Annotated in this window: 26 protein-coding genes; 15 read left to right on the top strand and 11 right to left on the bottom strand. The window is 73.8% G+C overall.

Annotated elements, in window-relative coordinates; translation table 11 throughout:
• Nucleotides 1–142 precede the first annotated feature (142 nt).
• Both GA0070609_RS29000 and GA0070609_RS28995 read left to right on the top strand, forming a co-directional pair.
• Nucleotides 143–946, top strand: coding sequence for a helix-turn-helix domain-containing protein (locus GA0070609_RS29000; RefSeq protein WP_088996727.1), 804 nt, complete (start codon nt 143–145; stop codon nt 944–946).
• Nucleotides 937–1,122 (top strand): DUF397 domain-containing protein, encoded by a 186-nt coding sequence (locus tag GA0070609_RS28995; RefSeq protein WP_088996726.1) that lies wholly within the window; start codon nt 937–939, stop codon nt 1,120–1,122. The genes GA0070609_RS29000 and GA0070609_RS28995 overlap by 10 nt, the downstream gene beginning before the upstream one ends.
• A gap of 74 nt (nt 1,123–1,196) precedes the next feature.
• On the opposite strand, the gene GA0070609_RS28990 is transcribed toward GA0070609_RS28995, so the two are convergent.
• Entirely contained in the window at nt 1,197–2,153 is a 957-nt protein-coding gene (locus tag GA0070609_RS28990) for a helix-turn-helix transcriptional regulator (RefSeq protein ID WP_088996725.1), read from the bottom strand.
• 63 nt (nt 2,154–2,216) lie between these two features.
• On the opposite strand from GA0070609_RS28990, the gene GA0070609_RS28985 reads away from it, so the two are divergent.
• Together GA0070609_RS28985 and GA0070609_RS28980 are read left to right on the top strand one after the other, a co-directional pair.
• The gene (locus GA0070609_RS28985; protein WP_088998028.1) at nt 2,217–3,335 is read left to right on the top strand and encodes an epoxide hydrolase family protein; all 1,119 of its coding nucleotides are present in this window, start codon (nt 2,217–2,219) and stop codon (nt 3,333–3,335) included.
• Complete coding sequence (locus tag GA0070609_RS28980) at nt 3,332–4,603, top strand: winged helix DNA-binding domain-containing protein (protein WP_157748322.1); 1,272 nt, start codon at nt 3,332–3,334, stop codon at nt 4,601–4,603. The genes GA0070609_RS28985 and GA0070609_RS28980 overlap by 4 nt, the downstream gene beginning before the upstream one ends.
• A gap of 93 nt (nt 4,604–4,696) precedes the next feature.
• Here the strand turns inward: GA0070609_RS28980 and GA0070609_RS28975 are convergent, their stop codons facing one another.
• The 3 genes from GA0070609_RS28975 to GA0070609_RS28965 form a co-directional block, all read right to left on the bottom strand.
• A complete protein-coding gene (locus GA0070609_RS28975) occupies nt 4,697–5,869 on the bottom strand; it encodes a TolB-like translocation protein (protein WP_088996724.1) in 1,173 nt (390 codons plus the stop codon).
• Entirely contained in the window at nt 5,866–6,396 is a 531-nt protein-coding gene (locus GA0070609_RS28970) for a SigE family RNA polymerase sigma factor (protein WP_088996723.1), read from the bottom strand. Before GA0070609_RS28970 ends, GA0070609_RS28975 begins: the two co-directional genes overlap by 4 nt.
• Before the next feature lie 186 nt (nt 6,397–6,582).
• Nucleotides 6,583–6,915, bottom strand: a complete 333-nt coding sequence (locus GA0070609_RS28965; protein ID WP_231928449.1) for a winged helix-turn-helix transcriptional regulator — start codon at nt 6,913–6,915, stop codon at nt 6,583–6,585.
• A 162-nt stretch (nt 6,916–7,077) separates the two neighbouring features.
• On the opposite strand from GA0070609_RS28965, the gene GA0070609_RS33975 reads away from it, so the two are divergent.
• From GA0070609_RS33975 to GA0070609_RS28940, 6 genes are all read left to right on the top strand, one after another.
• Entirely contained in the window at nt 7,078–7,332 is a 255-nt protein-coding gene (locus GA0070609_RS33975; protein ID WP_197700196.1) for an SDR family NAD(P)-dependent oxidoreductase, read from the top strand.
• Nucleotides 7,329–7,988, top strand: a complete 660-nt coding sequence (locus GA0070609_RS28960; protein WP_197700195.1) for a Rossmann-fold NAD(P)-binding domain-containing protein — start codon at nt 7,329–7,331, stop codon at nt 7,986–7,988. Before GA0070609_RS33975 ends, GA0070609_RS28960 begins: the two co-directional genes overlap by 4 nt.
• A gap of 160 nt (nt 7,989–8,148) precedes the next feature.
• Entirely contained in the window at nt 8,149–9,900 is a 1,752-nt protein-coding gene (locus tag GA0070609_RS28955; protein ID WP_088996721.1) for a proline--tRNA ligase, read from the top strand.
• 73 nt (nt 9,901–9,973) lie between these two features.
• A complete protein-coding gene (locus tag GA0070609_RS28950; protein ID WP_088996720.1) occupies nt 9,974–10,399 on the top strand; it encodes a CBS domain-containing protein in 426 nt (141 codons plus the stop codon).
• 53 nt (nt 10,400–10,452) lie between these two features.
• Nucleotides 10,453–10,881: a SufE family protein gene (locus GA0070609_RS28945; RefSeq protein WP_088996719.1), complete on the top strand. Its 429-nt coding sequence runs from the start codon at nt 10,453–10,455 to the stop codon at nt 10,879–10,881.
• A 19-nt stretch (nt 10,882–10,900) separates the two neighbouring features.
• A complete protein-coding gene (locus GA0070609_RS28940) occupies nt 10,901–11,536 on the top strand; it encodes a DsbA family oxidoreductase (protein ID WP_088996718.1) in 636 nt (211 codons plus the stop codon).
• Between the two features lie 80 nt (nt 11,537–11,616).
• Here the strand turns inward: GA0070609_RS28940 and GA0070609_RS28935 are convergent, their stop codons facing one another.
• From GA0070609_RS28935 to GA0070609_RS28915, 5 genes are all read right to left on the bottom strand, one after another.
• A complete protein-coding gene (locus tag GA0070609_RS28935; RefSeq protein WP_088996717.1) occupies nt 11,617–12,165 on the bottom strand; it encodes a YbaK/EbsC family protein in 549 nt (182 codons plus the stop codon).
• A gap of 132 nt (nt 12,166–12,297) precedes the next feature.
• Nucleotides 12,298–12,492: a hypothetical protein gene (locus tag GA0070609_RS28930; protein WP_088996716.1), complete on the bottom strand. Its 195-nt coding sequence runs from the start codon at nt 12,490–12,492 to the stop codon at nt 12,298–12,300.
• A 37-nt stretch (nt 12,493–12,529) separates the two neighbouring features.
• The gene (locus GA0070609_RS28925; RefSeq protein ID WP_088996715.1) at nt 12,530–13,309 is read right to left on the bottom strand and encodes an SDR family oxidoreductase; all 780 of its coding nucleotides are present in this window, start codon (nt 13,307–13,309) and stop codon (nt 12,530–12,532) included.
• Between the two features lie 89 nt (nt 13,310–13,398).
• Nucleotides 13,399–14,043: a GAP family protein gene (locus tag GA0070609_RS28920; RefSeq protein ID WP_088998027.1), complete on the bottom strand. Its 645-nt coding sequence runs from the start codon at nt 14,041–14,043 to the stop codon at nt 13,399–13,401.
• A 183-nt stretch (nt 14,044–14,226) separates the two neighbouring features.
• Nucleotides 14,227–15,615: an MFS transporter gene (locus GA0070609_RS28915; RefSeq protein WP_231928448.1), complete on the bottom strand. Its 1,389-nt coding sequence runs from the start codon at nt 15,613–15,615 to the stop codon at nt 14,227–14,229.
• A gap of 369 nt (nt 15,616–15,984) precedes the next feature.
• Here GA0070609_RS28915 and GA0070609_RS28910 point away from each other — a divergent pair, with 369 nt between their 5' ends.
• Together GA0070609_RS28910 and GA0070609_RS28905 are read left to right on the top strand one after the other, a co-directional pair.
• Entirely contained in the window at nt 15,985–20,466 is a 4,482-nt protein-coding gene (locus GA0070609_RS28910; protein WP_088996714.1) for a cation-translocating P-type ATPase, read from the top strand.
• 121 nt (nt 20,467–20,587) lie between these two features.
• The gene (locus GA0070609_RS28905) at nt 20,588–21,424 is read left to right on the top strand and encodes an MBL fold metallo-hydrolase (protein WP_088996713.1); all 837 of its coding nucleotides are present in this window, start codon (nt 20,588–20,590) and stop codon (nt 21,422–21,424) included.
• Nucleotides 21,425–21,518: 94 nt separating this feature from the next.
• Here the strand turns inward: GA0070609_RS28905 and GA0070609_RS28900 are convergent, their stop codons facing one another.
• Complete coding sequence (locus tag GA0070609_RS28900; RefSeq protein WP_088996712.1) at nt 21,519–21,938, bottom strand: CBS domain-containing protein; 420 nt, start codon at nt 21,936–21,938, stop codon at nt 21,519–21,521.
• Between the two features lie 83 nt (nt 21,939–22,021).
• Nucleotides 22,022–22,666, bottom strand: coding sequence for a dihydrofolate reductase family protein (locus tag GA0070609_RS28895; protein ID WP_088996711.1), 645 nt, complete (start codon nt 22,664–22,666; stop codon nt 22,022–22,024).
• A gap of 109 nt (nt 22,667–22,775) precedes the next feature.
• On the opposite strand from GA0070609_RS28895, the gene GA0070609_RS35315 reads away from it, so the two are divergent.
• From GA0070609_RS35315 to GA0070609_RS33430, 3 genes are read left to right on the top strand one after another with little or no spacing between them, the layout of a single operon-like run.
• The gene (locus GA0070609_RS35315) at nt 22,776–23,009 is read left to right on the top strand and encodes an uL11 family ribosomal protein (RefSeq protein WP_088996710.1); all 234 of its coding nucleotides are present in this window, start codon (nt 22,776–22,778) and stop codon (nt 23,007–23,009) included.
• A 34-nt stretch (nt 23,010–23,043) separates the two neighbouring features.
• On the top strand, nt 23,044–23,184 hold the full coding sequence (locus GA0070609_RS33435) for a hypothetical protein (RefSeq protein WP_157748321.1): 141 nt from the start codon (nt 23,044–23,046) through the stop codon (nt 23,182–23,184).
• Nucleotides 23,185–23,213: 29 nt separating this feature from the next.
• Nucleotides 23,214–23,378, top strand: coding sequence for a hypothetical protein (locus GA0070609_RS33430; protein ID WP_157748320.1), 165 nt, complete (start codon nt 23,214–23,216; stop codon nt 23,376–23,378).
• The last annotated feature ends 1 nt before the right edge of the window (nt 23,379 follow it).

Below are 23,379 nucleotides of genomic sequence, written 5' to 3'. Positions count from 1 at the left end.
TGGCGAGCGCGACCGCTGATGACACTCTGCTGTGGAGGTGACTACTGTCGGAAGGCATCGACGGCGGGCGAGGCGAGGACGAAGCGACCCGTCGTCATTGCGTGACCCCCCGGGCAGGAGCCGGCGGATCTGTGGAGGAACTGTGGAATCCGAACCGACCACCGACCTGATCCGCGCCCAACTGCGGCGACTGCGGTTGAAGGCCGAGCTGAGCCAGGAGGAGTTCGGGAAGCTCGTCCACTTCTCGGGCTCGCAGGTGTCCGCCGTCGAGCTCGGGCAACGCCCCCTCGACCGGTTCTTCCTCAGGCGCGCCGACGAGGTGCTGGCCACCGGCGGCCTGCTGACGTCCCTGCTCAAGCTGGCCGAGCGCGACGGCCAGCCGAGCTGGTTCCGCCCCTCGCTTGAGGCGGAGCGACGCGCGCAGCAGCTCCGGTACTACCAGCCGAGCTTGATTCCCGGGCTGCTTCAGACCGAGAACTATGCCCGCGCCCTGATCCGCTGCGACGACGCGATCAGCGATGACGAGGTGGAGCGGCGGCTGGCCGTCCGCATGGATCGGAAGTCGGTCTTTCTCCGACCGGACCCACCCAAGTTCGTAGCGGTCATCGAAGAAGCAGTTCTCCGCCGTGCCGACGAGGGCTTTCGTGGGTTGATGGTCCAGCAGATCGATCACCTCATCGAATGCGCGGAGGCTCCGCACATCAGCGTCCATGTGATACCCGCCGAGGTCAGCGTTCATGTCGGGCTGGACGGGCCATTCGTCCTGGCCAGAGGTGACGACGGCGGATGGGTTGGTCACTTGGGGACACAGCTCGGCGGCGTGGTGGTCGACAGAGATGAGGATCTGTCTACTCTGTTGTCGAGGTGGGAGAGCGTCCGCAGTGAGGCATTGTCACGCCGGCAGTCGATCGAGCTGATGAAGGAAGTGATGGCGTCGTGGAGTTGATCGGCGCGACCTGGCGCAAGTCCACCCGCAGCGGCACGCAGGGTGAGTGCGTCGAGGTGGCCGACAACCTGCCGGGCGTCGTCCTGGTGCGGGACAGCAAGGACCCGTCCGGCCCCGTGCTCACCGTCGGCCCGCACAACTGGCGGGCGTTCGTCGACTTCGCCCGGCGGCGCTGAGGCGTACGCCCTGATCGGCGAGGTGGCGGCAGCGCCGCGCCGCCGACACCCCCACCTCGCCGGCGGGGGGGCGATCAGCCCGCCGCCCGGGTGGCCCGGCCGCCGATCTCGCGCAGGTACGCGACCAGCTCCGGCGGTTCGTGCACCTCGAACTCGCAGCCCAGCGTCAGCAGCCGCCAGGCCAGCCAGTCCAGGGTGTCGCTGTGGCTGGTCAGCCGGCAGCTCCGCGCGTCGATCGGCACCAGGTCCGCCGGCGAGTCGCCGACCCGGCCGGCGACCGCCTCGACGGGTGCGTGCAGGGTCGCCACCGCCCGGTACACCGGGGTCAGCTCGGTCAGCTTGTCGGTGACGTACGCGGCGGCGTCGGCGGCCGGCAACTCCCGCGCGGCGGTACGCACCCCGATCGAGACCGGCTCGCTGATCCGGTCCACCCGGAACATCCGCCAGTCGTCCCGGTCGTTGTCGTAGCCGACCAGGTACCACCGGCGCCCGGCCGACACCAGCCGGTGCGGCTCCACCCGGCGTTCACCGCTCACGCCGTCGTGCCGGCGGTAGCTGAACCGCAGCCGCTCGCGGTTGGCGATGGCGGCGGCCAGCCCGGTCAGCTGCTCCGGGTCCACCGTCGGCCGGCTCCAGGTCAGCAGCGGTTCGGTGGCCGCGCCGAGCGCCCCGACCCGGTGCCGCAGCCGGGTCGGCAACACCTGCTCCAGCTTGGCGAGCGCGCGTACGGATGCCTCCTCGATGCCGGTGACCGCGTGCCCGGCGGCGGTACGCAGGCCCACCGCGATGGCCACCGCCTCCTCGTCGTCGAGCAGCAGCGGCGGCAGGGCCTTGCCGGCGACCAGCCGGTAGCCGCCGATCGCGCCCATCGTGGCCTGCACCGGGTAGCCCAGCTCACGCAGCCGGTCCACGTCGCGGCGGATGGTGCGCAGGCTGACGTCGAGCCGCGCGGCCAGCTCGCTGCCGGGCCACTCGCGGGGGGTCTGGAGCAGCGACAGCAGGGCCAGCAGGCGGGCCGGGGTGTCGGACATGGTCGCCAGACTAACGACGATGTGTGCCAGAACCTGACCTACATGGCGCCTAGCGTGGTCGGCATGACGCCCTTCCGGATCGACATCCCGCAAGCTGACCTCGACGACCTGCGCGACCGGCTCGCCCGCACCCGGTGGCCCCGGCAGCTGCCCGGCGACGGCTGGAGCCGCGGGGTGCCGCTGGACTACCTGCGCGACCTGGCCGAGCACTGGGCGACCGGGTACGACTGGCGGGCGCAGGAGGCACGGCTGAACGAGTTTCCCCAGTTCGTCACCGAGATCGACGGGCTCGACGTGCACTTCCTGCACGTCCGCTCGCCCGAGCCGGACGCGCTGCCGCTGATCCTCACCCACGGCTGGCCGAACTCTTTCGTCGAGTTCACCGAGCTGATCGGGCCGCTGACCGACCCGCGGGCGTACGGGGCCGACCCGGCGGACGCCTTCCACGTGGTGGTGCCCTCGGTGCCCGGCTTCGGCTTCTCCCAGGCACCGCCGGAGACCGGGTTCACCGTCGACCGGGTCGCCTGGATGTGGGCCGAGCTGATGCGCCGCCTCGGCTACCACCGGTACGGCACCCAGGGCGGTGACCTGGGCGCGTACGTGGCGCCGGAGGTGGCGGTGGTGGATCCTGAGCACGTGGTCGGCGTCCACATCGACGGCGGGTTCGGCTTCCCCACCGAGGCCGACGTGCCCGGGATGAGCGACAGCGAGCGCGCCCTCTGGGCCGAGATGCAGCAGTGGATGAGCGGCGGCGTCGACCACCACGCGCTGCTGCGGGCCGCGCCGCAGACCTTCGCGTACGCCTGGCAGGACTCCCCGGTCGGGCTGCTGGCCTGGCTGGTGCAGAAGTTCAAGGAGTTCACCGTCACGGCGGACACCCCCGAGCAGGCCATCGCCCGCGACCAGATCCTGGCCAACGCGACGCTGTGGTGGCTGACCGGCACCGCCGGCACCTCGTCCTGGTTCATGTACGACAACACCTCGTTCGCCTGGCCCAAGGGGCAGGCCCGGGTGCCCAGCGGCGTCTACGGGGGCGGGCCGGCGCTCATCCGCCGCCTCGCCGAGCGGCACAACACGATCATCCACTGGCCGGAGGGGAACCCCGGCGGCCACTTCGTGGCGATGGAGGTGCCGCAGGCGCACGCGGCCGACATCCGGACCTTCTTCGGGAAGCTGCGATGACCACGCTGACCTGGTCGCAGGTCTGCGCCCGCCGGCTCCACCGGCACGCCCTCGCCACCCCGGCCGGCCCATCGGGCGGCGCCGGTCCCTCGGGCGCGGCCGGTCAGGCAGTCGCGGCCGGTCAGGCGGGCGCGGCCGACACGGTAGGCGGGACCGACACGGTAGGCGGGACCGGTTCGGCGGCCGGGGCCGGTTCGGCGGGTGTGGTGGCCGGCGTGGTCTCCGCGATCTGCGGCGCGCACGCCCAGGTCGCCTCGGCCGCCGAGCTGTCGATCGGGCTGCGGGTCGCCGGTGCCACCCGTACCACCGTGCGGCAGGCCCTGTGGACGGACCGCACGCTGGTCAAGACGCGCGGGCCGCGCGGCACCGTGCACCTGCTCGCCGCCGCTGACCTGCCGATGTGGACCGGGGCGCTGGCCGCGATCCCGGCGCCGCCGCACGAGCAGGCCCGCACCCTGCTCAGCCCGGAGCAGACCGAGCAGGTGGTGGCGGCCATCGCGGACGCGCTGCGCGACGCCGAACTGACCACCGCCGAGTTGACCGAGGAGGTGGTGGCCCGCACCGGCCCGTGGGCCGGCGACCGGGTGATGGACGCGTTCGGAGACAAGTGGCCGCGGTGGATCGCCGCGATGGAGGCCGCCACCCGGCGCGGGGCGATGTGCTTCGGCCCGAACCGGGGCCGCACCAGCACCTACACCAGCCCGGCGCGCTGGCTGCCCGGGTTCACCCCGATGGCCGGCCCGGCCGCGCTCGCCGAACTGGTGCGCCACTACCTGTACGCGTACGGGCCGGCCACCTCGGCGCACTTCGCGCAGTGGCTGTCGGTGCCCCGGCGGTGGGCGGCCGAGCTGTTCGCCTCGCTGGACCTGGACGAGGTCACCGTCGAGGGCACCCCGGCCTGGGTGACGGCCGGCGACACCGACTTCCCGCCGGACGGCCCGAGCGGGGTGCGGCTGCTGCCGTACTTCGACGTGTACCAGGTCGGCTGCCATCCCCGGGAGCTGCTGTTCCCGGGGGGCGCGGCGCAGCGGGCGCTGGCCGGCGGCCAGGCCGGCAACTATCCGGTGCTGCTGGTGGACGGGGCGGTCGCCGGGGTGTGGCACCAGCGCCGTTCCGGCCGCACCGTCCACGTCACGGTGGAGCCGTTGACGCCGCTGCGCGCCGCCACCCGGCGGGCACTGGAGGCGCAGGTCGAGCGGGTCGGCGAGATCCTGGAGGGCAGGCCGACGCTGACCATCGGCCCGGTCAGCGTCGGCCCGCACGCCTGACGGCGACGCCTTGGGCCGGCGATGTGGCGGATCGGCGATGTGGTGGTATCCGTACCCGCCGGACACCCCCACATCGCCGACCCGGTTTCTCGCCTAGTCGGCCACGCCGATGATCTGCATGCCCTTGAGGCTGGACGGCTCCGCCTGCTCGGTGACCTTCTTCCCGTTCTCGTCGACGAGGATCAGGGTGTACCGCTCGCCGCCGCGCACCCGGACCACCATCGAGCCGTCGGACTGGAAATAGACCTGCCGCAGCTCCCGGCCGCCCAGCGGCAGGCTGACCGCCTTGCCGGTACGGGTGTCGAGCACGACGTTGGCGTCGAGTTCCCGGGCCACGTCGCCCGATTCCATGTCGGGACCGCGCCGGTACAGCGCGATCCGGTCACCGTCGGGCGAGAGGCTGGCCACGTCGAAGCAGGAGTAGCGCGCGTCGCCGCCCAGGCCGGGGATGGCGCGCTTGCCCTTCCCCGTCGGGCTCGCGAGGATCACCCGCCCGCCCGAGCCTTCGGCGTAGGCGATCGTCCGGCCGTCACCGGACCAGACCGGGTGACAGCCGTCCGCGGGACCGACCTCGGTGAACCGCCCGGACGACACCTCGATCGTGCCCGTGCGGTAGGCACCCGGGTCGCTGCTGATCGTGCCGATGGTGAGCCGCTGCGAGTCCGGGGACCAGGTCGGTCCCCAGCACTGACCGTCGACGCCGGTACGCAGCTTCCGCTTCCCGGAGCCGTCCGCGGCCGACACCCAGAGCGCATCGTCCTCGACCCAGGCCACCCGCCGGCCGTTGGGTGACACCGCCGCGTTGAGCACGGCCACCAGCGGGTCGATGGCGAGCAAGCGCTTCGGTCCATCTCCCGGTTGCCAGGAGTAGAGGTGGCCGGCGGCCTTGTTGTCCTCCCCGAGCGTGCCCGGATGAGCGCCGTAGAGGACGCGTCCGAAGGTCGCGGCGCCGGCCGTCGCGCCCGCGTCGCCGGTGGCCGGCGCGGACGGGCTCTGGGTGGCCGAGGGCGTGGGCGAGGCCGACGGCGACGGGCTGGCGGTGACCGACGGGGTGGTCGCCGGGAGCGGGTCGGTCCCCCGGTTCGGCAGGATCGCGAAGGCGGTGCCGGTGGCGGCGGCGAGCATCACCACCGCCGCGGCGGACGTCGCCACCGCCCGCTGGATGCCGATCCGGCGGGACGTCCGCAGCGCGCGGTCCCGCAGGTCGACCGGAGTGACCTCCTCGGCCAGGTCGGCCAGGTCGAGCCGAAGACGCTGGTCGTTCATCGGGCGCTTCCTTCCAGGACGTACAGCTCGGCGAGCTCGGGTGCGACGGCGCGCAACTTCGCCAGCGCCTTGGAGGTCTGGCTCTTGACGGTGCCGACGGTGACGCCGAGCAGCTCGGCGGCCTCGGCCTCGGTGCGGTCCTCGAAGAAGCGCAGGACCAGCACCGCGCGCTGCTTGGCGGAGAGCTTGGCCAGCGCGGCCCGCAGGGTGAGCCGCAGCGTGGTCTGGCTCGCGTGGTCGGTGGCCGAGTCGCCTCCGCGTGGTTCGGGCAGGTCGCCCGTCATCGACTCGGGAACCCGACGGCGTCGCCACCAGGACACCTGCAGGTGGTACATGATCTTGCGGGTGTACGCCTCGGCGTTGCCGCTGTCGTGCAGCCGGCCCCAGGACCGGTGGGCGCGGGCCAGGGCCGACTGGACGAGGTCCTCGGCGAGGTGCTGGTCCCCGGTCAGCAGGTACGCCGACCGCAGCAGGGCGGGGGTCCGGGTCCGGACGAACGAGTCGAACTCACTCAGCGCAGGGTCCACACGAGCCGATCCTTGGGTAGTCGTTGACGACTTCCCAGACGTCACCTCGGGGTCGCCGGGTTGCCGCCCGGGCAGCCGATTTCGCGGGTCAGTCTGACCTTCGTGCCGTCAGCGCCGGCCGACACCCCCAGCCCCACCTCGTCGCAGTCGCAGTAGGGAGGCTTGGCAGTGGGACGGCACCGGTAGCTAGGTGTCGCGGGGCTGGCGAATGTTGACGCCCCTGCTGGCGGCGATGGTCGGCTGGTGTGTGATGGCCCACTCGGCGAGCGCCGAGAGCGGCTCCAGTAGTGAGGCACCGAGTGGCGTGAGGCGGTATTCCACACTGGGCGGGTTGGTGGGGAAGACCTCTCGGTGCACCAACCCGTCTTGTTCCAGTCCGCGCAGCGTGCGGGTGAGCATGCGCTGACTGATGGCCTCGATACCGCGATGGAGTTCGTTGAATCGGTGCGGCCGTTGCCCGAGCAGCACCACCACCACCACCGTCCACTTGTCGCCGACCCGACGGAGAACGTCGGTCACGGGGCACTGGTCGTGCTCGTCACGAGGCACAGGGCTCGGCAGCGCCGTGTTGAGCAGGGCAGGCACACCAGTGTGCGGTGCTGACATCGAACTGCCTTCTTCCGCGATCCTGACCGCTTACGGATGATGGGGGTAATTACCAACAGTAACCGGGGGTTTCTCATGGTCGACCGGCAACGGGACAACGACGTCGACGCCGTACGAGGAGCAAGGAGCGTCGTTGTCACCGGCGGAACCGATGGCATGGGCCGAGCGGTCGTCCTGGGCCGGGCCGAGCGGGGGGACCGCGTCCTCGCGGTGGGCAGCAACCCCGCCAAGGGCGACCGGTTGCTCGCCGCGGCGGAGGAGGCTGGCCTGGGCGAACGTGTCGGGTTCCTGGCTGCCGACCTCAGCACGATCGCGGAAACAACAAGGTGATAGAGCACGTCACGGCCGAATACGACGCCATCGGCGCCCTGGTGTTGGCGGCCAACCGGCAATTCCCGAAGCGGGTCGAAACCAGCGACGGTCTGGAGTCGACTTTCGCGCTCTACTATCTCAGCCGCTATCTTCTTGGCCACGGGCTGATGCCCACGCTGGCGGCCGGCCTGCGTCGCTCGGTGATCATCAACATCGCCGCCGTCGGTCTCACCTCCGGGCAGATCCACTGGAACGATCTCCAACTGCGCGACCGCTACCGCACGATCACCGCGCAACTCCAGGCCGGTCGCGCGAACGACCTGCTCGGTGTCGCGATGGCGGCGCAGTTCGGTCACCAGGTTCCCTACGTCCTCTGCCACCCGGGATTCACCAGGAGTGGTTACTCCGCGATGGAGCAGATCAACCCGCTGACGCGAGCGCTCATCAAGACGATCGGCCGGGCCGCTGCCCGGCCTGTGGAGAAAGCCGTCGCGCCCGTCCACGACTTCATCGACGCGCCACCCCCAGCTCCGTTGACCGCAGTCGACCGCGGCAAGCCCCTGTCGCTGGGCCTGAAGACCCTCGACCCCACCGCGGCGCGACGGCTCGCCGACATCACAGCAGCGCTGGTCAACGCCGACCCGATCCGCGCAACCCGAGGCGATGGCTGGTGACCCCGCGGTCGACTGGGCAAACACGAGGCGGCAGGGCTAGCGCCCACGCCCGCTGTGTCACCCCACCGATCACGGGGTTGTCCACCCGGCTGATCGAACTCTCGCCCGCCGCACCGCATTCGGGTCGCCCGTCCTGCCGGGTCGGCCGTACGCTGCGGCAATGCTGCTCCGTATGTCGACCCTGCTGCTCCGGACCCTGCGCGAGGACCCGGCGGACGCGGAGGTGCCGAGCCATCGGCTCCTGGTGCGCGCCGGCTACATCCGTCGGGCCGCGCCGGGCGGCTACACCTGGCTGCCGCTAGGCAAGCTGGTGCTGGACCGGGTCACCGAGATCGTCCGTCAGGAGATGGCCGCGATCGGCGACCAGGAGGTGCACTTCCCGGCGCTGCTGCCGGCGGAGCCGTACCGGACCAGCGGCCGGTGGACGGAGTACGGCGACGACATCTTCACCCTCGCCGACCGCAAGGGCGCCGACCACCTGCTCGCACCCACCCACGAGGAGTTGGCCGCGCTGCTGGTGCAGGATCTCTTCTCCTCGTACCGGGACTTCCCGGTAACGATCTTCCAGATCCAGACCAAGTTCCGCGACGAGGCCCGGCCGCGGGCCGGCCTGCTGCGCGGCCGCGAGTTCCTGATGAAGGACGCCTACTCGTTCGACCTGGACGAGGCGGGCCTGCGGGCCGCGTACGACCGGCACCGGGGCGCGTACCGGCGGATCTTCGACCGGCTGGGGCTGGAGCACACCATCGTGCACGCGATGTCCGGGGCGATGGGCGGGTCCGCCTCGGAGGAGTTCCTGGCCGCGGCGCCGGTCGGCGAGGACACCTTCGTCGGCTGCACGGCCTGCGACTACGCCGCGAACACCGAGGCGGTGACCACCCCCGCCGCGCCGGCCGGCGACCCGGACGCGCACCCGCCGGCCGAGGTGCACGACACCCCGGAGACCCCCACCATCGCCACCCTGGTCGAGCTGGCCAACGCCCGCCGGCTCGGCGGCCGCGGCGACTGGACCGCCGCCGACACGCTGAAGAACGTGGTGCTGACCGTCCGCCGGCCGGGTGCCGACCAGGCCGACCTGCTGGTGGTCGGGCTGCCCGGCGACCGCGAGGTGGACCTGAAGCGGCTCGACGCGGCGGTGGCCCCGGCCACCGTGGAGGTCTTCGACGGCTGGGACGCCCACCCCGAGCTGGTCCGCGGCTACCTCGGCCCGCAGCTCATGGCGAAGCTCGGCGTGCGCTACCTGGTCGACCCGCGGGTGGCGCCGGGCTCGGCCTGGCTGACCGGTGCGAACGAGCCGGGCCGGCACGCGGTGCACGTGGTCAGCGGCCGCGACTTCACCCCGGACGGCACCATCGAGGCGGCCGAGGTGCGCCCCGGCGACCCCTGCCCGGCCTGCGCCACCGGCGAGCTGACCATCCGGCGGGGGATCGAGATCGGGCACATCTTCCAGCTCGGCCGCCGCTACACCGACGCGTTCTCGGTCGACGTGCTCGGCCCGGAGGGCAAGCCGGTCCGGCCCACCATGGGCTGCTACGGCATCGGGGTGTCCCGGGCGGTGGCGGCGATCGCCGAACAGCACCACGACGAGCGGGGACTCGTCTGGCCGGCGGCGGTCGCGCCGTGTGACGTACACCTGGTGGCGGCCGGGAAGGGGCCGCAGCTGGCGGCGGCGCTGGAGCTCGGCGGGCAGCTCGCCGCGGCGGGCCTGCGGGTGCTGGTCGACGACCGGACGCACGTCTCGGCCGGGGTGAAGTTCACCGACGCCGAGCTGGTCGGCATCCCGCGCGCCGTCGTGGTCGGCCGCCGCCTCGCCGAGGGGTACGTCGAGCTGCGCGACCGGGCCACCGGCGAGCGCACCGAACTGCCGGTGGCGGAGGTGGTGGACCGGCTGCGCGACGAGGTGAGCCGGTAGCCGGCGGGGGTGTAGCCGACGTGTCGCTGGGTACCGCAGTTGGATCGGGTGGACGTTGTTTCGGAGGACTCTCATGACCGGTTACCGGGTCGCTGACGTGATGACCAAGCAGGTCGTTTACCTGCCGGCGGAGACCACCCTGGACGAGGCCGCCAAGGTGATGAAGGAGGCGGACATCGGCGATGTGGTGGTCACCGACGGCGCCACCCTCGCCGGCATGCTCACCGACCGCGACATCGTGGTGCGGGCGGTGGCCGAGCGCAGCGACCCGGCCGCCACCACCATCGGCTCGATCATCACCCGGGAGGTGGTGATGATCGAGCAGAACTCCAGCGCCGGCGAGGCGGCGGCGCTGATGCGCGAGCGGGGCATCCGCCGGGTGCTGGTCTGCGACAGCGAGCGCAAGCTGGTCGGCATCGTCTCCCTCGGTGACCTGGCCATGCAGCTCGACCCCCAGTCGGCGCTGAGCGAGATCAGCGAGCAGGCGCCGACCGTCTGAGCGGGTGCCCGGCGGCGCGGCGGCGTACGCCGACGACGGCGTAGCCTCGGGGCATGTCATCCATGCCGGCCAGGCTGGCCGAGATCGTCGAGGAGTTCGCCGCCGCGCCCCGGGACGTGGTGCTGGAGATGCTGCTGGAGTACGCCGACGTCATCCCGCCGCTGCCGCCCGACGCCGCCGACCGGGAGGGCATGGAGCAGGTCCCGGAGTGCCAGACCGCGTTCTTCCTGCGCGCCCGGGTGACGCCCGAGGGCACCGTGGAAACGCTCTTCGACTGCCCGCCGGAGGCCCCGACCACCCGGGCCTTCGCCGGCATCCTCGCCGAAGGGCTGGCCGGGGCGAAGCCGGACGAGGTGCTCGCCGTGCCGGACGACCTCTACCAGCGGATGGGGCTGGCCCAGGCGATCAGCCCGCTGCGGGTGCGCGGCGGCACGGCCATCCTGGCCCGGCTCAAGCGCCAGGTGCGGGAACAGACCAGCTGACCTGGAGGTTGTCCCGACCATGGAGATCGAGATCTACGCGGACGTGGTCTGCCCGTGGTGCTACATCGGCAAGCGCCGGCTGGAGCAGGCGCTGGAGTCGTACGACGGCGAGGTGACCGTCCGCTACCGGCCGTTCCAGCTCGACCCGTCGCCGGTGCCCGAGCCGCAGCCCCTGCTCGACGCGCTGGGCGCCAAGTTCGGCGGGCCGGACCGGGCCCAGCAGATGGCCGAGCATGTGACCGGGGTGGCCGCCGGGACCGGCCTCAAGCTGGACTTCGGCCGGGCCGTCGCGGCGAACACCTTCGACGCGCACCGGCTGGTCGCCTGGGCCACCGACCAGGGTCGCGCCGGCGAGCTGGTCGAGGCGCTCTACCGGGCGCACTTCACCGACGGCGTGGACGTCGGCTCCCGGGACGCGCTCGCCGCGCTGGCCGCCGAGGTGGGGCTGGACGCGGCCGAGGCGCGCCGGTTCCTCGACTCGGACGAGCGGGTGGCCGAGCTGACCGCCGACCTGGCGGCCGCCCGGCAGCTCGGGGTGACCAGCGTGCCCACCTTCGTGCTCGCCGGCAAGTACGCGGTGACCGGCGCCCAGGAGCCGGCGACCCTGCTGGCCGCCCTGGCCGAGGTGCAGCGGCGCGAGTCGGGCACCGACTGACGCCGCCGTCCCCGGTGGAGCGTCGGGCGCATCGACGCACGTGATGTTTCACGTGCAACGGTATCGACGGTGGTGATCGCTCAGGCCGGCCGGGCCAGGTCCGCCACGACCCGCGCGCCGGGCAGCGCACCGAGCGCCGGCCCAGGCAGCGCGATCTTGCTGTGCCGCACGCCGGACCCGATGATCACGTGCGGGGTGGCGATCACCCGGGCGTCGACCAGGATCGGCCACTCCTCGGGCAGGCCGATCGGGGTGATCCCGCCGTACTCCATGCCGGTCAGCTCAACCGCGTCGGCCATCGGGGCGAAGCTCGCCTTGCGGACGTCCAGCGCCCGCCGGGCCACCCCGTTGACGTCGGCCCGGGTGGTGGCGAGCACCACGCAGGCCGCGTAGCGGACCACACCCTCGCGCTTGCCGGCGATCACCACACAGTTGGCCGACTCGTCCAGCCCCACCTCGTACGCGGCGCAGAACGCGGCGGTGTCGGCGAGGTCGGCGTCGATCGGCGCGACCAGCACGTCCTCGACGTCCACCGGGGCGTCGGCGGGCCACTGCCCGAGCGCGGCGGCGACCGGCGGTGCCAGCAGGTCGAGCCGGGTACGGGCGGGTTCGGTCTTCAGCGTCCCCATCACGGGTGCGATCCTCGCACCACCCGGCCCGTTCCGCCCACCGGAACCGCGCGACCGGGCTGCGACCGGCCGCCGGCCCGGCGGGCTCGGCCGCGACCGGCAGTCGGGTCAGCCGCGGGGCGGATGCGCCGGTCAGCTGCCGGTGAGGAAGGCGTTCTCGCGGAGCATGGTGCGGTCCCGCACGGCGGCCAGCTCCTCCGCCCGCTGGGCCTGGATCCGGCGCACCTCCAGATCCTCCAGAGCGTGCCGGACCGCGAGCCGGATGACGCCGTAGAGGAAGACGAAGCCGGCGACGTAGAGGATCACTGTGGTGACGATGGCGAACATGGCGTCACGGTAGGCCGAACGTGAACAGGGAAGGTTCTCATCTTGCCCGGGTTCCCCCGTACGTGTCCGCCAGGTGGTCCGCCCAGGTCAGGGAGCCTCTCGGCGTCGCCTCGGTGACCAGTCCACCCGAGCGCAGGACCCGGCCGAGCCGGCCCGGGATCCGTACCGGCAGCAGCGGACGGCGGGACCGCCGGGCGGCCTTCCAGGCGCGTACCGCCTCATCGAAGCGGAGCACCTCCGGGCCGCCGTACTCCTCGACGTCGCGCGACGGGCCGGTGGCCAGCCGCTCGACCAACCGGGCGGCGACCTCGTCCGGGTCGACCGGCTGGGCGAGCACCGCCCGGTCGCCGATCACCGGGCCCAGCCGGCTCGACGCGACCAGCATGTCGTCGAGGAACTGCGGGAACTGGGTGGCCCGCAGCACCGACCACGGCACCGGTCCGGCGGCGACCACCCGCTCGGCGGCCAGCTTGTGCCGGTAGTACGGGATCGGCACCCGGTCAACCCCGACGATCGAGACGTAGACCAGATGGCCCACGCCGGCGGCCCCGGCGGCCCGAACCAGCTCGCGGGTGCCGAGCACGTCGATCTGGTGGGTACGCCGGTTCGGCGACGAGGCCAGGTGCAGCACCGCGGCCACGCCGCCTACCGCCGCGGCCACCCCGTGCCCGGTCGCCAGGTCCGCCACCACCCACTCCACCGCCGCGTCGGTACGCGGCCGACGGCTGGTGGCCCGTACCGTGTGCCCGGCGTCGAGCAGGCGGGGCAGCACCGCCCGACCCAGGCGGCCGCCCGCTCCGGTGACCAGCACCCGCATGATGTCCTCCTTCTCCGGCCCCCCGCAGGCCGACGCGTCCAGGTCGGTGACGGCGCCGGGCGGTCCGGTGTGACCGCCCGTGTGTCAGCTCACCGCACCAGGTCGACCAGCGTCACCACGACGAAGAAGCCGATCACCAGCTCGCTGACCACCCAGGAGTTGTGCGCGGTCCAGTCACGGATCCGGGGCAGCACCCTGGCGGCCCGGCCGCCGAGCAGCAGCAACGCCAGCAGGGGCACGGCCAGCAGGGTCAGCGTGAGCAGCACGAACGGCAGCAGGTGCCACCACGGCAGGTCGTGCCGGGCGGCGCTCGCGCCGACGGTGAGCATGGTGAGGTCGTCCGTGGGCATGGCGAGGAAGAGCAGCACGCCCAGCCGGGCGGCGTAGCCCGGGCCGGCCTGCTGGAGCCTCCCCATCCACCGCGGTGGGCCGGTGGAGTGCCGCCGGAGGAACACCACCAGCGCCAGCACCACCAGCAGGACCAGCACCACCTGGTCGATCCTGGTCTCGACCGGGCCGTGCCCGCCCTGGCCGGCGTCGCCGACGTTGAGCTTCACCGCCCGGGTGACCAGCCAGCTCAGCGTCACCCCGCCGCCGACCACCAGCCCGGCGCCGGCCAGGTAGCCGAGCGACGCGGCGCGCGGCCGGTCGGCCGCGGCGAGGAAGACCGCCGCGACCAGTTGCGTCCCGGCGACCATCACCACGGCCAGCGGCAGGATGGTCAGGAAGTTCATCTCCCCGACCATCCTGCCGGCCACCCACCCCCGGTGACCCGCCGATCCGCCGACTGCCGGCTGGCCGCCGCCGCGCACCTCGGGTGCCCCGACCGCGGCTCAGCCGGTGCGGCCGGCCAGCCACCGGCACGCCCGTGGCCCTCCGCCGGCCGCCCGCAGCCGCCACCGGCGGCGGGGAGGCCCTCAGTGGGCCGCCCGCGGGACCGGTACCACCCGACCGGCGAGCAGCAGGCCGAGCAGCGCCAGGCCGGACGCCACCGTCAGTGTCCCGGCGTAGTCGCCCGCGGCGGGGGCGGCGCCGGCGGCGAGCACCGCGCCGGTCAGCGCCAGCACGGTCGCGGCGAAGAGCGAGTCGCCCAGTTGCAGCGAGGAACTGTTGCGCCCCTGCTCGCCCGGGGCCGACAACTCCAGGGTGAGCACCGACAGCGACGGGTAGAGCAGGCCCATGCCGAGCCCGGCCACCGCCCAGCCGAGCACCCCCACCAGGACCGGCACCGCCGGTGCGACGGTCAGCGCGACCACCGCGGTGCCGCCCGCGATGCAGGCCAGCCCGGCCCGGGGCAGGGTGGCCCGGGACTGCGGCGCCGGCAGCCGGCCCTGCAACCAGGACCCCACCGACCAGGCCAGCGCGCCCGTGGTGAGGACCAGGCCGGCCGCGGTCGGCGAGAACCCGCGCTCCCGGGAGAGCATCAGCGGGATCACCACCTCCGCGCCGACGAACGCGGCGGAGGCCAGGCCACGCAGCCCGACCACGGTCGGCAGACCCCGGCCGGCCCGCAGGAACCCGGCCGGCAGCAGCCGGGGCGCGCAGACCAGCAACCCGACCAGCGCCAGGGCGACCAGGGTGACGGCGGAGGCGCCGCGCTGCTGTCCCCCGATGTGCAGCAGTGCGGCGCTCACCCCCGCTCCGCACGCCCAGCCGATCCGGGCCACCGCGCCGGCCGGCCGCGCCGTCCGCGTCGCCGGGCCGACCGCCCGCAGGCCGGGGTGGATCAGCAGCACAGCGGGAACCGCCACCAGCGGTACCGCGAGGAAGACCCACCGCCAGCCGAGGTACTCCACGATCAGCCCGGCCACCGCCGGCCCGACCAGCGACGGTACGACCCACGCGGCGGCGAACGCGGCGAAGATCTTCCGATGCAGCTCCTCCGGGTACGCCCGCCCGACGATGACGTAGAGCGCCACCGACAGCAGACCGGAACCGAACCCCTGCACCACCCGCCCGACGACCAGCGCGCCCATCGCCGTGGCGCTGCCCGCGATGACCAGCCCGAGCACGAACCAGACCAGCCCGTGCCACATCGGCGCGCGCGGCCCCCGGCTGTCGCACCAGATGCCGCTGGCCACCATGGCCAGCACCCCGGCCGCGAACGGGCCGCCGAACGCGATCCCGTACAGGGCCAGCCCGTCCAGGCTGCGGGCCACGGTGGGCATCGCGGTGCCGACCGCCAGCGCCTCGAACGCCAGCAGCGAGACCAGGGCGACGCTGCCCACTGTCATGGCCCGCAGCCGCGGCGCGAAGAGGCCCGGGGCCGGGGCGACGGGCTCCGGCGGCGCGGCGGTGGCGGTCACCGGCGGCCCGCCGTAGGGCGCGGCCAGAGCGGGGTCGGACGGTTGCCGGCACGGAGTGGACGGGCCAGCTCGTCCCGCCGTACCTCGGCCCTGAGCAGTTCGATCAGCATGCGGTCAGCCTCCGACCTGAACCCGGATTGAGGTCAAGCGTGATCGCCATCTCGTCGGCCCGCGGGTGGCGCCACCCCCTCGCCGAAGTTCCCCTGCTCGGGGGGCATAACGGACGTCCGGGCGGGAAGCCAGGCCATCGCCGTGAAGCCGCCGTGGGGGCCGGGCGGCCACCGGAGCAGACGTGGGAGGCGAGATGGCGTACGGCAGGCAGAGCCGCATCGGAGGACCTGGCCGGCACCTGTCCGGTCGTACGCCTCGATGACCTCGCTGGGCCGGGTCGCCGGCCGCCTCCGGCCCCCGGTCGCCCTGCCGCCGGTGGTCGGCGAGGCGACCCGGACCGTCGGGTCGGCCGCGACCCGGCTGGCCCGCCTGGCCGGGTTGACCAACCGCCGGGTCTGGTCCCGCCCCGGCCGGCACCACATCGAGGTGCACGGCGTCTGTCAGGACGGCGGCGACCTGCTGGCCCGCCAGGTGGAGGCGGCGCTGGAGCGGGTGCCCGGGGTCGAGTGGGCCCGGGTGAACGCCCCGTCCGGCCGGGTGGTGGTGGCCGTCGGCACGCCGCCGCCGAAGTTGCGGGACCTGATCGCCACGGTGGCCCGCACCGAACGCGCCTGTCCGCACGAGCCGGACCCGGAGATCCCCCCGCCGCACCCGCCCGAGGAGGGTCCCCGCACACCCCGCACGCTGGGCGCGCTCGCCTCGGACGCACTCGGCCTGACCATCTCGGCGGCCACCCGGATCCTGCCGTTCGCCCCCGTACCGGGCGAGGTCGCCGGGCTGCTCGGCGCCGTCGACCTGCATCCCAGACTGCACGCCCTCGCCGACCGGGGGCTGCGTGCCGACCCCCGCGCCGACCTGCTGTTTCCGCTCGTCGAGGCGGTCGTACAGGGGCTCACCGGGGGGTGGACCGGCATCGTGCTGGACGGCGCGCAGCGGGTGGTGCAGTGGGGTGAGGCACGCGCCCAGCTCGCCGCCTGGGGAAAGGCCGAGCCGCGGCTCACCGGCGACCCGGAGCGGGCGGTGGCCCGGTCACCGGCCGGCGAGCGGGTCACCCCCCAGCCGGACGGGCCGGTCGAGCGGTACATCAACCGGATGCTGATCGCCGGTGCCGCCGCCGCCGCGGCCGCGACGCCGGTCGTCGGCCGCAAACGGGCCGCCGCGCTGGGGCTCTCCACGCTGCCCAAGGCCCCGGGCAGCGGCCGCGAGGGTTACGGCGCTCAGCTCGGCCGGATCCTGGCCCGGCGCGGCGTGATCGCGATGGACCGCAGCGTGCTGCGGAAACTGGACCGGATCGACACGCTGGTGCTGGACGCCGCCGTGCTTGGCTCGGATCGCGGCGTGCTGGCCGACCTCGCACCGCTGCCCGGCGCGGACACCGGGCAGGTGGCCAGCCGGGCGTTCGCGCTCTTCGACCCCGCCCACCCGCACCAGCTGCGGCACGCCGACGGCTGGCGGCTCGGCCCGCTGGACCAGCTCGACGCCCGCGATCCCGGGGACACCGCGGAGAGCCGGCGGCTGCGCGACACCGGCGCCGACCTGCTCGGCCTCGCCGACGGCGACAGCCTGGCCGCGGTGCTGCGGGTGGAACCCGAGCCGGCGCCGGGCGTCGACGCCCTGCCGGCCGTCGCCCGTCAGGCCGGGCTGCGGCTGGTCGTGGCCGGCGACGACGAGCAGCGGTACGGCTTCGCCGACGCGTACGTGGCCGGCGGGGCCGAGCTGGCCGACTCGGTCCGGGCCCTGCAACGGGACGGGGCGGTGGTGATGCTGGCCTCCGGCGACCGGGCGGCGCTCGGCGCCGCGGACTGCGGGCTGGGCCTGTCCGCGCCGGAGGACCTGCCGCCCTGGGGCGCGCACCTGCTGGTCGGCGCCGACCTGCGGATCGTCGCCCTGCTCGTGGAGGCGGCCGGGGTGGCCCGCCGGGTGACCGCGCAGAACATCCAGCTGGCCCTGGCCGGCACCGGCCTCGGTGCGCTGAACGCGTTCACCGCCGACCCCGAGCGACTGCCCGGCCGTACGCTCGGCGCGGTGAACGGCGCCGCCGCGCTCGCCTTCGCGCACGGCGTCTGGCGGGCCCGCCGGCTGCCCGACCGGACGGACACCCCCGCGCCGACCATCACCGCCTGGCACCTGATGCCCACCGACACCGTGCTGGATCGCCTCGGCAGCGGCCCGGACGGGCTCGGCAGCGGCGAGGCCCAGCGCCGCCGGGTGGCCGGGCCGGGTGACCTGCCCGGACGGTCCGGGTTGCTCCGGGCCTTCGTCGACGAGCTGGCCAACCCGCTCACCCCGGTGCTCACCGCCGGCGCGGTGCTCTCCGCGACGTTCGGCTCGCTGGTCGACGCCGCCCTGGTCGGCGGCGTGGTCGGCGGGTCGGCGCTGATCGGCGCGGTACACCAGCGCAACACCGAACGGTCGCTGTCCGAGCTGCTCTCCCGCTCGGCGGTGACCGCCCGGGTGCGCCGGGACGGCGAGGAGCGGATGCTGCCGGCCGACGACCTGGTGCCCGGTGACGTGGTCACCCTGGAGCCGGGGGACTCCGTGCCGGCCGACTGCCGGGTGCTGGAGTCGGTCGGCCTGGAGACCGACGAGTCGTCGCTGACCGGCGAGTCCCTCCCGGTGGGCAAGACGGACCAACCGGTGGTCGCCGCCGCCGTCGCCGACCGCCGGTCCATGCTCTACGAGGGCACCACCGTCGCCGCCGGGTACGGCACCGCCGTGGTGGTGGCCACCGGCGCCGACACCGAGGCCGGGCGCAGCCTGGCACTGGCCCGGCAGGCGCCCCCGGCCAGCGGGGTGGAGGCCCGGCTGGGCCGGCTGACCCGGGCGGCCGTGCCGCTGGCCGCCGGGTCGGCGGTGGCGGTGGCCGGCGCCGGGCTGCTGCGCGGCGTGCCGCTGGCCGAGACGGCCGCCACCGCCGCGAACCTGGCCGTGGCGTCCGTGCCGGAAGGGCTGCCGTTCCTGGTCAGCGCCGCCCAACTGGCCGCCGCCCGGCGGCTGGCGGAGCACGGGGCGCTGGTCCGCAACCCGCGCACCATCGAGGCACTCGGCCGGGTCGACGTGCTCTGCTTCGACAAGACCGGCACCCTCACCGAGGGGCAGCTGCGGCTCGCCGGGGTCGGCGACGGCCACCGATACGCGCCGGTCGACCGGCTCGACGACCGGCCCCGGCCGGCTCTGGCCGCCGCGCTGCGGGCCACCCCGGCCGCCGACGACCCGGACGAGCTGGCGTTGCAGACCGACCGGGCGGTACGCCGCGGCGCCGAGTCCGCCGGCGTGACCGAACAGACCGACGTGCCCCGGTGGCGGCCCACCGGCGGGCTGCCCTTCGAGCCGTCCCGCGGCTACCACGCGACGGTGGGCGAGGACGGGCACCGGCGGCTGCTCAGCGTGAAGGGCGCGCCGGAGACGGTGCTGCCGCGGTGCGCGTACCGGCGGGTGGACGGCCGCGACGAGCCGCTGGACGACGCCGGCCGGGACGACCTGCACCGGCTGCTCGCCGAGCGGGCCGGGGCGGGGCACCGGATCCTCGCCGTCGCGGAGTGCGCCGTGGACGACCCGGAGATCGGCGACGACGACGTACGCGACCTGGTGTTCGTCGGTTTCCTGGCGCTCGCCGACGGGGTACGCGACAGCGCCGCGCCGGCCGTGCGGCGGATCCGCCAGGCCGGCGTGCACACCATCATGATCACCGGTGACCATCCGGCCACCGCCGAGGCGATCGCCGCCACCATCAGCGACGGCGACGAGCAGCAGGTGGTCACCGCTGCCGAACTCGACCAGCTCGACGACGACGCGCTGGCCGAGCGGCTGGCCCGCACCGACGTGGTGGCCCGCTGCACCCCGGCGCACAAGGTCCGGATCATCCAGGCGTTGCAGAGGTGCGGGCGTACCGTCGCGATGACCGGCGACGGCGCCAACGACGCGCCGGCGATCCGGCTCGCCGACGTCGGCATCGCGCTCGGCCAGCGGGGCACCCCGGCCGCCCGGGCCGCAGCCGACCTGGTGGTCACCGACGACCGGCTGGAGACCATCATCGCCACCCTGGTGGAAGGTCGGGCGATGTGGTCGTCGGTACGCCACGCGCTGAGCATCCTGGTCGGCGGGAACCTGGGGGAGATCGCGTTCAGCGTGCTGAGCGCCGCCGCCACCGGCCGGTCCGCGCTCACCGGCCGGCAGCTGCTGCTGGTCAACCTGCTCACCGACCTGGCGCCGGCGCTGGCCATCGCTATCCGCCCGCCGGGCGCCGACCACGCCGACGGGCTGCTCCGGGAGGGGCCGGACAGGTCGCTCGGCGAGACGCTCACCCGCGAGATCGGGTTGCGCGCCGCGGCCACCACGCTGGGCGCCACCGCCGGCTGGACACTGGCCCGGTACACCGGACGACGCCGGCGGGCCGGCACCGTCGCGCTGGTGTCGCTGGTCGGCACCCAGCTCGGGCAGACGGTGCTGGCCGGCGGCACCAGCCCGGCGGTGCTCGCCTCCACCGCCGCGTCGCTCGGCGTGCTGGTGGGGGTGGTGCAGACTCCCGGCGTCAGCCAGTTCTTCGGCTGCACCCCGCTCGGGCCGGTGGGCTGGACCATCGCCACCGGGTCGGCGCTCGGCGCCACCGTCGCCAACGGCGCGCTCACCCGGCTGGTGGCCCGGCTGCCGCAGAGCCACCCGGCCGGGTCCGACGGCCCACCCGGCTCCTCCGCCGCTGATCCACCGGTCGAGGCCGACCGTTCGGCGGAGCCGGGCTGACGAGCATCGGCGGCGGCTACGCATGGCGCCGGTCATCGGGGGTACCGCTGCGGGATGGAGGTGCCGGCCTCCGGGCTCGGCCCGCGCACCGCCCGCCTGGTCACCCACCTGGGAGGTGGACATGGAAGCACAACCGGAGGTCACGTTCGTCGGGACCGCCACCACCGTGCTGCGGATGGGTGGGTTCACCCTGCTGACCGACCCGAACTTCCTGCACCAGGGGCAGCGGGCGTACCTGGGCAAGGGGTTGTGGTCGAAGCGGCGTACCGACCCGGCGCTGCGGATCGCCCAGTTGCCGTCGCTGGACGCGGTGGTCCTGTCCCACCTGCACGGTGACCACTTCGACCGGGTGGCCCGGCGGGAGCTGGACCGGGAGCTGCCGATCGTCACCACCCCGGCGGCCGAACGGAAGCTGCGCCGGTGGGGTTTCCGGGCCGCCGAAGGGCTGCCCACCTGGCGCTCGCGCGAGCTGCGCCGCCCCGGCGAGATCCTGCGGCTCACCTCGATGCCCGGCCAGCACGGGCCCGGTGTGGTGGACCGGCTGATGCCCGACGTGATGGGCACCATGATCGACCTGGAACGCGACGGCTCCCGACAGTTCCGTCTCTACGTCACCGGCGACACGCTGAACAAGCCGCTGCTCGCCGACATCCCGGAGCGGTACCCGGACATCGACGCGATGCTGATCCACCTCGGTGGCACCAGGATCGCCGGCGTCCTGCTCACCATGGACGCGCGACAGGGCGCCGACCTGGTCGAGCTGGTCCGCCCGAAGCTGACCGTGCCGATCCACTACGACGACTATCCGGTGTTCCGCTCGCCGCTGGGCCACTTCGTGATGGCGGCCCGCCGGCGCGGCTTCGTGCAGCGGGTACGCACCATCGTCCGCGGCGAGACGGTGCCGCTCACCCCGATCACCCCACCCGCCGAACGGATCTCGCCGCCGGCCGGCAGCTGACCACCCGCCGCCGGTCCTCCCGTCCGTACGCCGGACGCCGGACGCCGCCTGCCGGCCGGTGGGCCGGAGGCGGCGTCCGTCGGTTCGGGACCGGTCAGTTGCGCTCGGAGATCGCCTCGATGAGGTCGCCCACCGGGCGCTCCGGCAGCGAGCGGGCCACATCGGCGACGGCCACGATGCCGACGAGCTCGTGCCCGTCGATCACCGGCAGCCGGCGCACCTTGTACTGGCCCATGGTGCGCAGGATCTCGGCCGCGTCGTCGTCCGCGCCGATGGTCACCGCCTCGCCCTGGGCCAGCTCGCCCGCGGTGACGCTGCCCGGGTCGCGGCCCTCGGCGAGCACCTTCACCACGATGTCGCGGTCGGTCAGCATGCCCTTGAGCCGGTTGTCCTGACCGCAGATCGGCAGCGATCCGACGCCCAGCTGCGCCATCTGCTTGGCTGCGGTCCGGAGGTCGTCCTGCTCACGGACACAGGTCACGTCGTTGGTCATGATGTCGCGTGCGGTCGGCATTGGCATGACACCTCACTTCCGGGGGGTTGTTGCCGTTTCTCCTACCCCGGCCGGTGCCGGCCATGCCCGCTGCCCCCGGCGCTTCAGTCGTCGCGCCCGACACCGCGATCGGGGGCGCTCATGTCCCCCGTCCCGGGCGTGCCCTCGGCGAGCCCGTAGCGCAGGTACACGGTGCCCGTCGGACTGGCCACCGGCGGTTCGAGGAGGGTGACATTGGTGGGCACCGCGCCACCGTCGAACACCTTCTTCCCGACGCCGAGCACGATCGGGTGCACCCAGAGGTCGAGCTGGTCGAAGAGCTTCTCGCGCAGCAGGGTCTGCACCAGGTTCAAGCTCCCGACAACCTTGATGTGCTCGTGCCGGTCACGGATCTCCCGCACCGCGCCGGCCAGGTCCGGGCCGAGCTGCGTGGACCCGGCCCACGAGAGGTCAGGCCTGCCGCGGGAGGCGACGTACTTCGGGACGCTGTTGAAGAGGGTGGCGATCTCGTTGTCCTCGCCGCCCTCCTGGTGCGGCCAGTAGGCGGCGAAGATGTCATACGTTCGCCGGCCGAGCAGGAGGGCGTCGGTGCCCTCGTACGCGGCAGCGACCTGCGCCCCGGAGACCTCGTCCAGCAGCGGGGCCTGCCAGCCGCCGAACGGGAACCCCGCCGGGTCCTCGTCGGGGCCGCCGGGCGCCTGCCCGACGAGGTCGAGGGTTGCGAACAGCTCGATGTGGATGCGGCCCATGCCTTACTCCCGATCAGTTGGTGTCTCGGTCGGGTGGTAGACCTGCGGGCGCCGGCAGACTCATCGCTGCGACGGCACCCGGCTTCGTACTCGTCGACCGCCTCGCCCGGTGCGCCGGTCACACCGGACTCCGCCAACGGCGCATTTGATCCGGCGGATCCTGGGGTTGTCGAAGGGATCGGGTCGGCCCGGAACAGAATCGGTGGCGAAGATTTCGCGGGAGCAACTGCGAGAGGTCGCGATGCGTAAGCTTCCGGACCTCAACACCGATGACGTGGAGGCCGCGATGAAGCAGGTAGCGGGGACCGCGCGATCAATGGGTGTACTCATCGCCGATGAGTGAGGGCCTCTGGCGTGCCGTCGTGCCACCGTATCGGATGCTTGATCCTGGCCTGGCGTTGGCCGAGGCGGTGCTGGTGAACACGCTGGCGGAGCTGTGCGCGGTGCTTCCCGACGAGGAGAGAGCCAGCAAGCTACTCAACGAGGCGCTACTGCGCGCCGGTTCAACCCACAGCTGATCGGACGAGACGGCCAATGGCGGATGGTGGTGGCGGGGGTCGGCGCCGCCGCCCAGGGCGTGTGGGCGATGCTCGGGTGGTGGGTGGCGTACGTCGTCGCCTCGATGGTCGCCACCGGAGCCTGGTTCGGGATCATCCCGCCCGGCGTGCTGTCAAGAGCAGCCCGTCGGGGCCGCGCCCCGGCGTCCTCGTGAG

The organism is Micromonospora echinaurantiaca, assembly GCF_900090235.1.
GTDB classification, from domain to species: domain Bacteria; phylum Actinomycetota; class Actinomycetes; order Mycobacteriales; family Micromonosporaceae; genus Micromonospora; species Micromonospora echinaurantiaca.
This window is presented reverse-complemented; position numbering and strand designations above follow the sequence as displayed.

Excerpts from the sequence above, each read along its gene's own strand:
- GA0070609_RS28990 (WP_088996725.1), bottom strand. The coding sequence starts at position 2,153 with ATGTCCGACACCCCGGCCCGCCTGCTGGCCCTGCTGTCGCTGCTCCAG.
- GA0070609_RS28985 (WP_088998028.1), top strand. The coding sequence starts at position 2,217 with ATGACGCCCTTCCGGATCGACATCCCGCAAGCTGACCTCGACGACCTG.
- GA0070609_RS28980 (WP_157748322.1), top strand. The coding sequence starts at position 3,332 with ATGACCACGCTGACCTGGTCGCAGGTCTGCGCCCGCCGGCTCCACCGG.
- GA0070609_RS28975 (WP_088996724.1), bottom strand. The coding sequence starts at position 5,869 with ATGAACGACCAGCGTCTTCGGCTCGACCTGGCCGACCTGGCCGAGGAG.
- GA0070609_RS33975 (WP_197700196.1), top strand. The coding sequence starts at position 7,078 with ATGGTCGACCGGCAACGGGACAACGACGTCGACGCCGTACGAGGAGCA.
- GA0070609_RS28955 (WP_088996721.1), top strand. The coding sequence starts at position 8,149 with ATGCTGCTCCGTATGTCGACCCTGCTGCTCCGGACCCTGCGCGAGGAC.
- GA0070609_RS28950 (WP_088996720.1), top strand. The coding sequence starts at position 9,974 with ATGACCGGTTACCGGGTCGCTGACGTGATGACCAAGCAGGTCGTTTAC.
- GA0070609_RS28945 (WP_088996719.1), top strand. The coding sequence starts at position 10,453 with ATGTCATCCATGCCGGCCAGGCTGGCCGAGATCGTCGAGGAGTTCGCC.
- GA0070609_RS28940 (WP_088996718.1), top strand. The coding sequence starts at position 10,901 with ATGGAGATCGAGATCTACGCGGACGTGGTCTGCCCGTGGTGCTACATC.
- GA0070609_RS28935 (WP_088996717.1), bottom strand. The coding sequence starts at position 12,165 with ATGGGGACGCTGAAGACCGAACCCGCCCGTACCCGGCTCGACCTGCTG.
- GA0070609_RS28930 (WP_088996716.1), bottom strand. The coding sequence starts at position 12,492 with ATGTTCGCCATCGTCACCACAGTGATCCTCTACGTCGCCGGCTTCGTC.
- GA0070609_RS28925 (WP_088996715.1), bottom strand. The coding sequence starts at position 13,309 with ATGCGGGTGCTGGTCACCGGAGCGGGCGGCCGCCTGGGTCGGGCGGTG.
- GA0070609_RS28920 (WP_088998027.1), bottom strand. The coding sequence starts at position 14,043 with ATGAACTTCCTGACCATCCTGCCGCTGGCCGTGGTGATGGTCGCCGGG.
- GA0070609_RS28910 (WP_088996714.1), top strand. The coding sequence starts at position 15,985 with ATGACCTCGCTGGGCCGGGTCGCCGGCCGCCTCCGGCCCCCGGTCGCC.
- GA0070609_RS28905 (WP_088996713.1), top strand. The coding sequence starts at position 20,588 with ATGGAAGCACAACCGGAGGTCACGTTCGTCGGGACCGCCACCACCGTG.
- GA0070609_RS28900 (WP_088996712.1), bottom strand. The coding sequence starts at position 21,938 with ATGCCGACCGCACGCGACATCATGACCAACGACGTGACCTGTGTCCGT.
- GA0070609_RS28895 (WP_088996711.1), bottom strand. The coding sequence starts at position 22,666 with ATGGGCCGCATCCACATCGAGCTGTTCGCAACCCTCGACCTCGTCGGG.
- GA0070609_RS33435 (WP_157748321.1), top strand. The coding sequence starts at position 23,044 with ATGCTTGATCCTGGCCTGGCGTTGGCCGAGGCGGTGCTGGTGAACACG.